Origin of the sequence: Meishania litoralis (genome assembly GCF_042611095.1) — a bacterium.
GTDB classification, from domain to species: domain Bacteria; phylum Bacteroidota; class Bacteroidia; order Flavobacteriales; family Flavobacteriaceae; genus Meishania; species Meishania litoralis.
The window spans coordinates 286,570-300,607 of the sequence record NZ_JBHFPV010000001.1; the positions used below are offsets into that span (position 1 = coordinate 286,570).

Annotated in this window: 11 protein-coding genes and 2 tRNA genes; 7 read left to right on the top strand and 6 right to left on the bottom strand. The window is 44.0% G+C overall.

All coding sequences use genetic code 11. The features are described from left to right. The first annotated feature begins 89 nt into the window (after positions 1–89). Positions 90–1,673, top strand: a complete 1,584-nt coding sequence (gene rho / locus ACEZ3G_RS01330) for a transcription termination factor Rho (protein WP_432423680.1) — start codon at positions 90–92, stop codon at positions 1,671–1,673. Between the two features lie 103 nt (positions 1,674–1,776). On the opposite strand, the gene rpsT is transcribed toward rho, so the two are convergent. The 4 genes from rpsT to proS all read right to left on the bottom strand — a co-directional run bounded on the left by rpsT (position 1,777) and on the right by proS (position 3,873). After that, a complete protein-coding gene (gene rpsT / locus ACEZ3G_RS01335; RefSeq protein ID WP_432423681.1) occupies positions 1,777–2,028 on the bottom strand; it encodes a 30S ribosomal protein S20 in 252 nt (83 codons plus the stop codon). A 56-nt stretch (positions 2,029–2,084) separates the two neighbouring features. Next, a tRNA-Glu gene (locus tag ACEZ3G_RS01340) sits at positions 2,085–2,156 on the bottom strand. A gap of 90 nt (positions 2,157–2,246) precedes the next feature. Then, positions 2,247–2,318 (bottom strand) — tRNA-Glu (locus tag ACEZ3G_RS01345). Positions 2,319–2,397: 79 nt separating this feature from the next. Continuing rightward, a complete protein-coding gene (gene proS, locus ACEZ3G_RS01350; RefSeq protein WP_432423682.1) occupies positions 2,398–3,873 on the bottom strand; it encodes a proline--tRNA ligase in 1,476 nt (491 codons plus the stop codon). Between the two features lie 96 nt (positions 3,874–3,969). Between proS and ACEZ3G_RS01355 the strand changes: the two genes are divergently transcribed. Both ACEZ3G_RS01355 and ACEZ3G_RS01360 read left to right on the top strand, forming a co-directional pair. After that, entirely contained in the window at positions 3,970–5,289 is a 1,320-nt protein-coding gene (locus ACEZ3G_RS01355) for a hypothetical protein (RefSeq protein WP_432423683.1), read from the top strand. Positions 5,290–5,328: 39 nt separating this feature from the next. Then, complete coding sequence (locus ACEZ3G_RS01360; RefSeq protein ID WP_432423684.1) at positions 5,329–6,861, top strand: OmpP1/FadL family transporter; 1,533 nt, start codon at positions 5,329–5,331, stop codon at positions 6,859–6,861. Between the two features lie 61 nt (positions 6,862–6,922). Here ACEZ3G_RS01360 and ACEZ3G_RS01365 read toward each other — a convergent pair whose 3' ends face one another. Both ACEZ3G_RS01365 and ACEZ3G_RS01370 read right to left on the bottom strand, forming a co-directional pair. Further along, positions 6,923–8,314: a T9SS type B sorting domain-containing protein gene (locus tag ACEZ3G_RS01365; RefSeq protein ID WP_432423685.1), complete on the bottom strand. Its 1,392-nt coding sequence runs from the start codon at positions 8,312–8,314 to the stop codon at positions 6,923–6,925. Positions 8,315–8,484: 170 nt separating this feature from the next. Next, positions 8,485–10,290, bottom strand: coding sequence for a T9SS type B sorting domain-containing protein (locus ACEZ3G_RS01370; RefSeq protein ID WP_432423686.1), 1,806 nt, complete (start codon positions 10,288–10,290; stop codon positions 8,485–8,487). A 136-nt stretch (positions 10,291–10,426) separates the two neighbouring features. Here ACEZ3G_RS01370 and folE point away from each other — a divergent pair, with 136 nt between their 5' ends. The 4 genes from folE to lgt all read left to right on the top strand — a co-directional run bounded on the left by folE (position 10,427) and on the right by lgt (position 14,037). Then, positions 10,427–11,107, top strand: coding sequence for a GTP cyclohydrolase I FolE (gene folE / locus ACEZ3G_RS01375; protein WP_432423687.1), 681 nt, complete (start codon positions 10,427–10,429; stop codon positions 11,105–11,107). A 15-nt stretch (positions 11,108–11,122) separates the two neighbouring features. Beyond that, on the top strand, positions 11,123–12,604 hold the full coding sequence (cysS, locus tag ACEZ3G_RS01380) for a cysteine--tRNA ligase (RefSeq protein ID WP_432423688.1): 1,482 nt from the start codon (positions 11,123–11,125) through the stop codon (positions 12,602–12,604). Positions 12,605–12,676: 72 nt separating this feature from the next. Next, positions 12,677–12,898, top strand: a complete 222-nt coding sequence (yidD, locus tag ACEZ3G_RS01385; RefSeq protein ID WP_432423689.1) for a membrane protein insertion efficiency factor YidD — start codon at positions 12,677–12,679, stop codon at positions 12,896–12,898. 197 nt (positions 12,899–13,095) lie between these two features. After that, on the top strand, positions 13,096–14,037 hold the full coding sequence (gene lgt, locus ACEZ3G_RS01390) for a prolipoprotein diacylglyceryl transferase (RefSeq protein ID WP_432423690.1): 942 nt from the start codon (positions 13,096–13,098) through the stop codon (positions 14,035–14,037). Position 14,038: the final 1 nt, after the last annotated feature.

The window sequence follows — 14,038 nt, forward strand, 5'->3', positions numbered from 1 at the left end:
CGAAAGGGAAAACTTTCCCAAGTAATATCCATATAATAGTACACACTTCTTATTATTTTTCTAAAGACATATAATTTATACCATACTTAATGTTTGAGATTTCAGATTTAAAGTCAAAAAAGCTACCTGAGCTTCAGGAAATTGCCAAAGAACTTAATGTGCCCAAGTACAAAACCCAAAAAAAATTAGACCTTGTCTATCAAATATTGGACTTACAGGCAGCCAACCCAAAGGCCGTTGCAGAGGCGACGACCGACAAGGTAAATGACCTACCGAAGGCAAAACCTGAGCGCAAGAGAATACATCAAAGGCCTGACGCCAAGGATGCCGTTAAAAGCGAAGATCCCAACAATCAAACTCAAGAGGGCAAGGATCAGAAAAGAGCATCACGACCGAACCCAAGACCAAAAAAGGATCATCAAAAAAATACCACGCACCGCAGCGACCAAAACAATAACAAAAAATCGCAGCATCAGAAAAACAATCAGGACAGGAATTTTGACAAGAGCAACTTCGACAAAGACCTGAAAAACCGCTATAAAGAACCAGAGTTTGAATTCGATAGCATTATAGAGAGCGAAGGTGTTCTGGACATTATGCAGGATGGATACGGATTTTTGAGATCTTCCGATTACAATTACCTGTCATCACCTGACGACATTTACGTCTCGCAATCTCAAATCCGTCTTTTCGGATTGAAGACCGGCGATACCGTTTTGGGCAATGTACGCCCTCCAAAAGAAGGTGAAAAATATTTCCCGCTGATCAAAGTGAACAAAATCAATGGGATCGATCCCCAGATCGTTCGTGACCGGGTATCTTTCGAACATTTGACACCGCTTTTTCCCAAAGAAAAGTTCAATCTTGCAGAACGTCAGGCGACCATCTCGACTCGTATCATAGATTTGTTCTCGCCAATAGGAAAAGGACAACGCGGAATGATAGTGGCGCAGCCCAAAACCGGTAAGACTATGTTGCTTAAGGATATAGCGAATGGTATTGCAGCGAATCACCCAGAGGTTTATCAAATCATTTTATTGATCGATGAACGCCCCGAAGAGGTAACCGATATGCAACGCAATGTTCGCGGCGAAGTCGTAGCATCGACTTTTGACAAAGAAGCCACCGAACATGTACGGGTGGCCAATATCGTTCTCGAAAAGGCAAAGCGCTTGGTCGAATGCGGGCATGACGTAGTCATTCTTTTAGACTCGATCACCCGTTTGGCCAGAGCCTATAATACAGTGCAACCCGCTTCAGGAAAAGTATTGAGCGGAGGTGTGGACGCGAACGCCTTGCACAAACCCAAACGTTTTTTCGGCGCGGCCCGAAAAATCGAGAACGGAGGGTCTTTATCGATCATCGCGACGGCGTTGACCGAGACCGGCTCTAAAATGGACGAGGTTATCTTCGAGGAATTTAAGGGAACCGGTAATATGGAACTTCAACTAGATCGCAAAATCAGTAATAGAAGAATATTCCCTGCTATCGACCTTACCTCTTCAAGTACACGTAGGGATGATCTTTTATTGGACGAAAACACGATCCAGCGCATGTGGATCATGCGCAAATACTTGGCAGACATGAATCCTGTGGAAGCGATGGAGTTCATTGAACAGCGATTCAAGCAGACCAAGAACAATGAAGAGTTCTTGATGACGATGAACCAATAATATTATTGGGGGGAAAAGATTATTCGATCATAAAAAAATTCCAAATTCCCAAAGCTACTTGCTTTTGGGAATTTGGAATTTTTATTTAAGCCGATTCTACCGTCTACAGAGATGCGACGTGTTTGGTGAGCTTACTCTTTAAATTGGAGGCCTTATTGTTATGAATGATATTTCGCTTGGCCAACCTATCGATCATGCTGATAACTTCCGGCAATAGTTTTTCGGCATCTTTCTTGTTCTCCTCGCCACGCAATTTCTTGATCGCGTTACGGGTAGTCTTGTGCTGATAACGGTTGCGCAAACGAACTGCTTCGTTTCTTCTGATTCTTTTTAATGCCGACTTGTGATTTGCCATTTTTACTTCAATTATATTTTTTTAAATCTTCCTTCACCGATCCTCTTCGAACTTTGTAGCCCGTAGGGGAATCGAACCCCTGTTACCAGGATGAAAACCTGGCGTCCTAACCCCTAGACGAACGGGCCGCTTTTAAGTTCGAAGTACAAAATTCGAAGTGCGAAATCGTTTTAATAAATCTTCACTTCCAGCCCTGTACTTCCAACTTGGTATTTTAGTAGCCCGTAGGGGAATCGAACCCCTGTTACCAGGATGAAAACCTGGCGTCCTAACCCCTAGACGAACGGGCCATTGCTTTGTACAATTGCGGATGCAAAAATACAATTATTTTTAACTATAGCAACCCCTACCCATAAATTTTAAAGGCATTTAGTATGCCTTGGCGAATAATACCCTAAAGGGAGAAGGTTTCCCGGTTACCATGCAGCTTCCCGGCTCCTTTGCAACGTTGATCGGAATGCACCGGATCGTTGCCTTGGTTTCTTCCTTAATTCGATTTTCGGTTTCGTTAGTACCATCCCAATGCGCGGAAATAAAACCTCCTTTTGATTCGATCAGCCTCTTGAATTCGTCATAGTTGTCGACTTCGGTAATGTGGTCTTCTCTATATTTATGGGCCCGGTCAAATATATTCCTTTGAATGTCTTCCATCAGAAATTCGATTTTCGACACGACCTCCTCCATAGGCACGGTCTCCTTTTCGAACGTATCTCTTCTAGCCACCTCAAAAGTACCATTGTCCATATCACGTTGGCCTATCGCCAGGCGCACCGGCACACCTTTCAGTTCATATTCGTTGAACTTGAACCCCGGTTTATGGGTATCCCTATCATCATATTTGACCGAAATACCCTTTGAGCGAAGCTCTTGCACCAACGGTTTTACCCTTTCCGAAATGGCGTCCAATTGCTCAAGCCCCTTATATATAGGAACTATGACCACCTGAATCGGTGCTAATTTAGGAGGAATCACCAAACCACTATCATCGCTATGGGTCATGACCAACGCCCCCATCAATCGCGTTGAAACACCCCATGAAGTGGCCCAAACATGCTCTTGTTGGCCTTCCTTGTTCGCGAATTTGACATCAAAGGCCTTGGCGAAATTCTGACCTAAGAAGTGTGAAGTTCCAGCTTGTAACGCCTTGCCATCCTGCATCAATGCCTCTATACAATAGGTTTCGACCGCACCGGCAAAACGCTCGCTTTCAGTCTTGACCCCTTTGATTACGGGTACGGCCATATGCTCTTCTGCAAACTCCGCATAAAGGTTCATGATAAGTTCTGCCTCTTCGATCGCCTCTTTTTCCGTCGCATGGGCCGTATGTCCCTCTTGCCATAAAAACTCGGCAGTGCGCAAAAAAAGACGGGTACGCATCTCCCAACGGACCACATTGGCCCATTGATTGATCAGCAAAGGGAGATCTCTATAGGATTGTATCCACCTACGGTAGGTATCCCAAATAATCGTTTCGGAGGTAGGTCTTACGATAAGCTCTTCTTCCAACTTAGCTTCGGGATCTACGATGATACCGTTTCCATCCTCATCATTCTTAAGCCTATAATGTGTGACCACGGCACACTCTTTCGCAAACCCTTCTACATGGCTTGCTTCCTTACTTAAAAACGATTTCGGAATAAAAAGCGGAAAATAGGCATTTTCATGCCCTGTCTCCTTGAACATTTTGTCCAACCCGGCCTGCATCTTTTCCCAGATCGCGAATCCGTAGGGCTTGATGACCATACATCCTCTCACCCCCGAGTTTTCGGCCAAATCTGCCTTTACAACAAGTTCGTTGTACCATTTGGAATAATCGTCACTGCGCTTCGTCAAATTTTTACCCATCATATATAGTTTGGCATAGAACTTGTGTCTATGATGTCGAAATAATTCGGTAAAACTAATTATTTTTAGTATGTTCAACAATATAAAATCAGACCGATGAATAATTCACTACCCCACCCAAACTTCAATATCGCTGCCATCTCCGCACTAGTGGGACTTATGTTCATTTCATGTGGTTCTTACCAACAAGCCTCATACTACGACAATGACGGCATCTATGCAGACCCGAAAGATCGTATCGCGGAAAGACCTGCCGAGAACAGGACGGCGCGCCAAGCGGAGCAAAATTCGTATGCTGAATACTTCGGAAACAAGGCCGACCAGTACAATGAGATTTTGGAAAACGAGATTTTTACCGATATCGAATCGTATTCAAGCGGGGTGGAAAATGACAGCTTAAATTCGACCCAATTGACCGATTACTACAGTCCTGATAATGATTACCAAGGTTATGCGGGCTGGGGTGATAATGCAACTAGTGTGAACATCAATATATACGATAGCGGATGGAACAATTGGGGCTGGGGCGGCTTCGGTTGGGGTTGGAACAGTCCATGGGGCTGGAACAACTGGGGCTGGGGAGGATACTATGGAGGTTATTACGGATGGGGCTGGAACAACCCTTGGAGATGGAATCGATGGGGCTGGGGTGGATATTATGGCGGTTGGGGTTACGCCGGTTACTATGGCTGGGGCGGATATTACAACAATTGGTATTATCCCGGTTATGGTTATTATGGCCGAAACCCCTATTATTACGGTTATAATAGAAGTTATGCCTATAATCGAGGCCGTAGAGGATACTACAATACAAATACCGTTGCGGGAATCAACTCACGAACCGCTTTAAGGGGGAGGTCAAACGTCAATACGAGAAGTACTTCTCCAAGATACAGGTCTACAAGTTCAAGATCTCTAAATAACCGTTCGACCAGTGTAAGAAGCTCAAGAAGTACGGGCATTTCCTCCAGAAGAACTGTAGGTGTCGATCAGAACAGAAGTTATAGAACAAGTCGCAGCACACGGGCCGTACCTAGATATAATAGTTCTTCGAGAGGTCAAACCTATGGAAGTACACCGAGAACAGGAACCTATCGGAGCGGTCGTTCTTCCTCGGGAATTAGAACGGCTCCAAGAACTTCGACTTATAGCCGTAGCAGTGGAGCACGAACAGGCTCATATAGAAGTTCGGGGCAAAGTACCCGTACCAATCAGTCGTATAGAAGTTCTACCCCTAGAAGTAGTAGCTATGGGTCGGGCAGCAGAAGTTCAAGTACACGAAGCAGCGGCAGCTACCGAAGTTCAGGCAGCAGTTCAAGAAGCTCTGGCGGAAGCTATAGAAGTTCTGGTGGTTCATCGTCGCGTTCTTCAGGTAGCCGATCATCAGGTTCAAGAAGCGGAGGAAGAAGACAATAAGCTTCTTAATTTTCACGAACGATATTAAAAACCATAACAATGAAAAGGTATATCACTTTCATAATGCTATCGGCATGCGCTTTGGTGAGTGCTCAGAACATTAACGATGTCATGCGGTACGGCAGCGAAAATTTACAGGGTACGGCCCGATTTCAAGGACTTAGCGGTGCTTTTGGAGCCCTGGGAGGCGATTTATCAGCCTTGAACGTCAACCCGGCGGGATCAGCAGTCTTCAACAACAGTTTGTTCACAGTTTCAGGAACCAGTTATACTCGTGACAATGCAGTACGGTATTTTAATGGCAACGAGGGAACCATAAGTAGCAATGTCGACCTCAACCAAATTGGGGGCGTAATGGTATTTAAGACTACCGATCCAGATGCGGATTGGAAGAAAGTGTCCTTAGCCATCAATTACGATGTTGTACAAGATCTTGACGATAGCTTTTTTGTCTCCGGCAATAGTGATCAAGGAATCGACAACTATTTTTTAAACTTTGCCAATGGAAAAATACCTTTACAAATTTTGCAAAGGCCAGAAGATGAACTTACCGAAAATTACTACTTAGACCTAGGGGCAAATTCAGGATTTGGGGCACAACAAGCTTATCTTGGTTTTCAAGGTTTTCTCTTTGAACCTGTTGATGATCAAAATCCAGATAATGTGGAATACATATCCAGTGCACTATATGACAATGTATTTCAAGAATTTTCCCGAACCACAGCCGGATACAATGGCAAGTTTACCCTCAACGCGGCCACCCAGTTCAAAAACCGGTTACATCTAGGGGCTTCATTGAATTTTCACAACATTCAATATACACAGTTGGATAATTTTTACGAAGATGGTTATAATACCGATTCTGAAATTCAGTTTACGACCTTCGATAATTATCTTCAGACCCAAGGATCGGCGTTCTCTTTTAGCTTAGGTACCATAATGAAGCTTAACGAGTTTTTTAGGATCGGTGGAAGTTATCAATCCCCCACTTGGTATAGGCTAACCGATGACTTCTCGCAACGTCTAAATTCGAACATTGCTCAAGAAGAGAGAAGTAACGGAAATTCAGATATCCACTTTATCAATTTTGAAGTCGTAAACCTTTTTGAAGCTTATACGATCAAGATTCCTGAAAAATTAACAGGTAGTTTAGCTATTATATTTGGCAAAAACGGACTCTTGAGTCTTGACTACAGCTATCAAGACATGGCCCGGGCGGAATTAAGGCCCGAAACCGATAGCAGCTTTAACGTTATCAACAATCAAATTGCCAACGAGTTAGGTGCAGTTTCCTCAGTACGCGTTGGAGGTGAATACCGTATTGCCCAGATAAGTCTGCGTGGAGGGTTCAGATATGAACAGAGCCCTTACATCAACGAAACCACAATCGGCGACCTTTCAGGATTTTCGGCAGGTATCGGATATAATTTTGGTGGAAGCCGATTGGATTTGGCATTCAACCGTTCTGAGCAGGATATCAACAAGCAATTGTTCGATACCGGCCTGACAACTCGGGCATTGATAAACAACATCAACACCAATGTCACTTTGGGGTATACCCTGAATTTTTAGACAGAATACGATCGAATGTAAAAAAGACCGGTTCGAACATCGGTCTTTTGATTTTTAAAGATCAACGCTTTAATGTAAAATGGGATTGTCGTGTCTTGGCCACCACAATGTTATCTTCTTGTTCGGCATAGACCAATTTGAACCAATAATCGGTAGACGGCATTGGCCGTCCATTGTAAACACCGTCCCATCCAATAGCGTTGGAATCCAATTGAACCAAAAACTTACCATAGCGATCAAATATGGCAACTACCGGATTGGTCAGTGTTTCAACACCTAAAATGTGCCAGGTATCGTTGAATCCATCGTTGTTGGGCGTGAAGAATTTCGGATATCCCACAACCAGAAATTCAATGGGTTCCGTGGTTCCGCAACCATTTTTATCATTGATGATTACCGTATTGAGACCGGGAGGCACATCGTTAAAGACCGGATCATCTTGAAATTCACCCCCATTAATGGCAAATTCGTAATCGCTATTGCCCACCACAAAAAACTCGATATTGTTCTGGTCTGGATCTTTGGTGAGGTTGGTATCCAGAATCTCGACACGGTCCAAAACAGGTACTCCGTGGAAGGTGATCAAAATGCCCCCATAGTCCCCCACAGCAGGTGGTGTACCTGATATCGTGGTTATTTCGGCAAAATAGCGCCCGGAATTCGGACTTGTAACTACATATTCGGCCCCGAAGGGTCCTGTTCCTGTCAGCGTGGCATCGATCGTTCCATCATCTTCATAGTCGACCGTCCATTCAACATTGGCAATATCAGGTCCTGCCGGTGAATTCAAGGCACTCAATGTAATATCTGGATCGCCCTCACATGCAACGATATCCAATCCTAAAAATTCATCCCTCAAAGTACAATCGAGAGCCGTGTTTTGGTCGGCTTGAACGGAACTTCCTGTAAAGGTCAACATGAAGGGTTCGGCGTCACCGTCAAAGTTGGTGTTGAAGTTGTTTATTAGAATGTAATATATCTCTCCCGGCTGAACATCGAGCCATTCGTCATAGGTGTTTTGGCTTCCTTTCAAAAAGGGTGCACCTTCTTGGCCGTTTTCGGGGTTTACCCCTACCCCGGTAAAATTCGTATCGTTCACCTCGTAGTTACATCGAATGGGGTCTGCGGTACCATTACTAATATCGGCGCAATCAACATCGGGGCCATAAACTGCAAAATCCCATTCCGCGGTGGGCGCTCCAGAACCGCTGACCGGCAATGCCTCGATATCGAATCCGACTTGACCTCCCGTGCCTGCCCTAAATACGAACCAAGAGGTATTATGTTCAATATTCGCAGAGCTTATACTTCCCTTTTCCAAACAACCCGAAGTACGCATGGTATCGGGATCAAAATCATCTATATCACCACTACCATCTGCGAGCCCCATGACGGGTGCATCGGCACAGACCGGAATGGCACTTCTACAATCAGGAGAATTTTGTGCGGTCACAACTATGCAAAATAGTAGTAAACAGCAAACAAAACAAAAGCGCGTTCGCATAAAATTGTGGGGCTATTTGTAAACAATTGATCAATAGTATAACTCCACTACCTTATTTTTAGTATGTTTCAACGGGATTTTAAGTACTTAATCGATGAAATACGATTTGACACCAAAAATCATCTTTTGAGCGCAAAATGGTTGTTTACGTACTTTGCGGTAATTCGCTGTCCATCAACATCGTCATAGGTCAATTTGAACCAATAGTCGGACGAAGGCATGTCGATACCGTTGAAAGTACCGTCCCAGCCAGCGTTTTCGTCGGTAAGTTGTTTTAATAATTTACCATATCGGTCATAAATAGAGACCGTCGGGTTGTCTAAATTGGATAGTCCTTGAATTTGCCAATCGGCATTCGAAACATCACCGTTCGGTGTAAAGTATTTTGGAAAACCGACGACCACAATATTTTCAGTAACCTCACCACAACCCATGGGATCGTTGACCGTTATTGTATGAGCACCCGGTAGCACATTGTACCAAGTATTGCCTTCTTGATAAGGTTCATCATCCATTCTATACTCAAGATTTACATCACTGTTTTCGACAAGAACCTTTACCGTATTGTTATTCTGTAAATCATCGATGATAACATCCTTGATCTGTGGTGGTTTTGATTCGACCACATTTATTAAGGCCTCATTGGAACAGTATAGACCGCCCTGTGAGTTGCTTATCGTTAGGGTATAATTTCCTGCCTGTGAAACAACGATACTCGACGTGGTCTCGCCCGAATCCCACGAATAATTATAATTGGCGTTTGGTTGTATCTCCCCAATTGTTACGTTTCCATTATCCATGCAGAGGTATGCCTCCAAAGGAAAGTCCACCGATGGTGTTTCCAGTGCCGTTAACTGAAAACTTACCGAGGCATCGAAACATTTTGGGTTCATCATGGAGGTTACCCGTACATAAATCGTTTTGGACCCAAAGCCCGTTTCGTATTGCTGCGCCAAGGAATTGACGCCATTGTTCGCATCAATTTGCGATTCGTGATATGAAACCAAATATTCGTCCATCGATTGACCGCCCAATGCCTCAACATCTTTTTGCGAAAGGTCATAGGCAATGCTTTCGGAGCATGATGCATCGTCGGATACGGGATAGGTCATCGGCACTTCCGAAAAAGAGACTTGAACATCACTGTATATATTTCCGGTCGGGGTTACGACCTCCACCCTGTACAAGGCCGAAGCACTTACATTTAATATGGCGTTATTTTCTCCAGGAATAGGCACAAAACCATTTCCCGTATCTGAAAACCAATTATAGATGCTTGCATTGGTCGTTGTGGCATCCAATGCGATTGCATCACCTTCACAGGCTGAAATCGGTGGCCCGAGCAAATTATTGATTATGGAGCAATCAAGGGCAGTATAAGGAAAGGCCGCGAAAATACTTCCTGAAAACTGTATTGAAAAACCTGAATTATTATTGCTGAAATTATTGATGAGCAAGTAATATTCCTCTCCCGGGGCAACATTGAGCCATGCCTCGTACTGCACATTTGCCGTATCACCGGTAGGATCTTGGCCGACGCCGATAAACGTATTTTCATCTTGGTTATCAAAGAAATTGCACCTTATGGGCTCGCCCAAATCGTTGCAATCGTCCGATTTGTAAAGGGCAAAATCCCAATCTTCAGAAGAATCTATTGCAATATTGAATCCCAGTTGCCCGCTTTCACCGGTTTTAAAACGGTACCACGCAGAATTAGACTCGATTGCCCCAGAGAGGGTCTCTTCAAGACAGCCGGTCATTGTGCTTCCGTTAAAATCATCAACTCCGAACCCGTTGGTGCCTCCGTTCACAGGGGTATTGTTGCAAATAGGAATCGCATTGCCACAATCTGGCGAAACTTGGGCCAAGGCTTGGGCCACACCCAAAAAGAAGTGTACTAGAAGTACAGCGACAATGCGTTTCATAAGTAGGTTGCGCTTAATCAAAGCTAAAATTAACTCCTCTTTTATCTTAACACCAATTTATGTTGTGTATGGCCTCTAATGTGGTATAAAGTGTCATTTTATGTATATCTTTGCGGTTCTTTAAGCCGTGGAAAGCATGAAAATCGATAGAAGTTTAGGAGAACATTTCGAGGAAGTGGGCAATGAACATATCTCATCATCGGAAGACACCCCTATGCGCGACGATGCATTTGTACTGAACGACGATGAAAAAATCGAACGCATTCGTGAGAGTATCAGGGAAGTAATGCTCACACTCGGCCTGGACTTGGACGACGACAGCTTAAAAGGAACCCCGGACAGGGTGGCCAAAATGTTCGTAAAGGAAATCTTTGGAGGACTACATCCTGCACGAAGACCCAAGGCATCCACTTTCGAAAATAAATACAAGTATGGTGAAATGTTGGTCGAAAAGAACATTACGGTCTATTCAACCTGTGAGCACCATTTATTGCCCATTGTCGGAAAAGCCCATGTAGCTTATATTTCAAATGGTAAAGTAGTCGGTCTTTCAAAAATGAACCGTATCGTTGATTATTACGCAAAACGACCGCAGGTTCAAGAACGTCTCAATATTCAAATTGTTAGGGAACTACAAAAAGTATTGGATACCGATGATGTTGCCTGCGTTATCGATGCCAAACATTTATGTGTAAACTCCAGAGGTATACGCGATATAGAAAGCAGCACGGTCACTGCCGAGTATGGAGGCAAGTTTAAAGATGAAGCCGTTCGACGCGAATTTTTGGACTATATTAACCTCGATACCAATTTTTAACACTTTCCGTTTCAAATGCAGCTTTACAAAAGCCAGAATTTAAGAGTTTCCAATTCGCTTACCGGTAAAAAAGAGCCTTTCAAGCCTTTGAACGAAGGCCACGTCGGTATGTACGTCTGCGGGCCCACGGTATATAGTAACGTACACTTGGGAAATTGCCGAACCTTCATGTCTTTCGATATGATCTTTCGCTATCTCAGATATTTGGGCTATAAGGTTCGCTATGTACGTAACATTACCGATGCCGGACATTTAGAGGATGATGCCGATGATGGAGAGGACAAGATTGCAAAAAAAGCGCGTCTCGAACAACTGGAACCCATGGAAGTCGTTCAGCGCTACACGGTCGATTTTCACAATATACTTGAGAAATTTAATTTTTTGCCCCCTAGTATCGAACCAACGGCAACGGGCCATATCATCGAACAGATAGAAATCATCAAAGATATTCTTGAAAAGGGCTATGCCTATGAAATCAACGGTTCGGTCTACTTTGATGTCAAAAAGTTCAATGAAACCTATGAGTATGGGAAGCTTAGCGGAAGAAAGCTCGAGGACATGATCGCAAACACGCGCGAATTGACCGCGCAAGACGAAAAAAGAAACCCTCAAGATTTTGCACTTTGGAAAAAAGCCGAACCGCAACATATTATGCGATGGCCCTCTCCGTGGGGGGATGGTTTCCCGGGATGGCACTTGGAATGTACCGCAATGAGCACCAAATACCTCGGCGAGACTTTCGACATACATGGCGGTGGAATGGACCTGAAATTTCCGCATCACGAATGCGAAATCGCCCAGGCCGAGGCCAGTAATGGCCATTCGCCCGTCAATTATTGGCTGCATGCCAATATGCTGACCATGAACGGCAAGAAAATGGCCAAATCGACAGGGAACAATATTTTGCCCGGTGAAATTTTTTCTGGCGACAACAAAATATTGAGCAAGGCCTTTGAGCCCTCCGTAGTCCGTTTTTTTATGATGCAGGCACATTATACCAGTATACTTGACCTGAGCAATGATGCACTATTGGCCTCTGAAAAAGGATACAATCGATTGATGGAAGCAGTGGACACACTATCTATCTTGGAAACAGGAAAATCGTCTGATTTCAATATCGAAAGCTGGAAACAAAGATGCCACGATGCCATGAACGACGATTTTAATACGCCGATATTAATTGCGCATTTATTTGATGCCGTCAAGCACATCAATCTTATCAAAGAAGGAAAGGAAAGTATCTCGGAGACTGATAAAGAGCTGTTACAACAGACCATGAACGCTTTTATCTTTGATGTGTTGGGTCTTGAACGTAAGAGTGAATCAGGAGCAGACACCCAAAAACTGTCAGGAGTGGTCGAATTGTTGATCGATCTAAGAAAAGAGGCCCGGGCCAACAAAGATTTTGCAACTTCCGACAAGATCCGTGATCAGCTGGCCGAATTGGGCATACAGTTAAAAGATGGGAAAGAAGGAACTACTTTTAGTATGAATTAAAATTTGTACGCACAAAAGCTTCCCCTCCATCTTGAACCGTTCAGCCGGCCGTAAAACTCAAATCAAGCACAAATGAAAAAAATAATGATCGCTCCCTTTGTGCTGTTGGTGAAGTTCTATCAATATGCCATATCGCCCTACACGCCGGCAACCTGTAGGTACTCGCCCACCTGTTCACAATATACCCTCGAGGCATTGCAGAAACATGGATTGTTCAAGGGCGGATGGTTGGCTGTCAAAAGGATTTTTAGCTGTAATCCATGGGGAGGTTCGGGTTACGATCCCGTGCCCTAGCGAACGAAAAAGCATAGGCGCAAGTTCAAGTTCAACTACAAATAAAAACAAAAATAACAGTTAAAGCTTTGACCGGGGCCGTAGAGCCTCCACACCTGGATAAATAACCCTAAAACCGCGGGCGTTCAAACTAATAAACCCATAAACTTTATGAACCCTACCCGAAATTCTTATCTTAGCCCTTCAAAATATTCTTTATGCACTTTTTAGGAATTATCTGGAATCCGGACGAAACGATTTTCAGCCTTGGACCGCTACAAATCAAATATTATAACCTACTATGGGTTGTGTCTTTTGCCCTGGGTTGGTACTTGATGAAAAAGATTTTCTTCAATGAGAAAAAAACGGTTGAGCAGCTTGATTCCCTTTTTATCTATACCCTTGTTGCGACAATGCTCGGTGCACGCCTAGGGCATGTGTTTTTTTATGACTGGGCCTATTATTCCGAACACTTGCTCGAGATTCTGCTTCCTATAAGGGATACCGGAGACGGCTATGAATTTACCGGCTTTACCGGGCTTGCCAGCCATGGTGCGGCGATCGGGGTCATTATCGGCATGTATCTTTTTACACGAAAGTTCAAGGAGTTCAAAATGCTCTGGATATTGGATCGCATCGTCGTTCCCTTTGCCATTGGTGCTTTTTGTGTGCGCTTGGGCAACTTTTTCAATTCTGAGATCAACGGTAAAGTGACCGACGAGAATTTTATTTTCGCTACCAAGTTCGTTCGTGATTCTGACGATATGCACCCATCCAAGGCATTGGGTATAACTAAGGAAAAAACAATAAATGCGGCCTATGACGCCCTGGCGACCAAAGCCGAGTTTTCTGAATATCTGGCGCAGATCCCGTACAGGCACCCGGCCCAATTGTATGAGGGAATCGCTTATATTTTTGTGTTCCTTATCCTCTATTTTTTATATTGGAAAACAAACAAAAAGGACAAACCCGGCTACCTGTTCGGACTGTTCTTGGTGCTTTTGTGGACCATTAGGTTCTTCGTCGAATACGTAAAGAAAAGCCAAGGCGGTTTTGAGGAATCTTTAGGCCTACTTTCAACTGGTCAATGGCTCAGTATACCGTTCGTGATCATCGGTCTCTATTTTATGTTCAGGCCCGTTAATGGCGTACGTGCCTAGA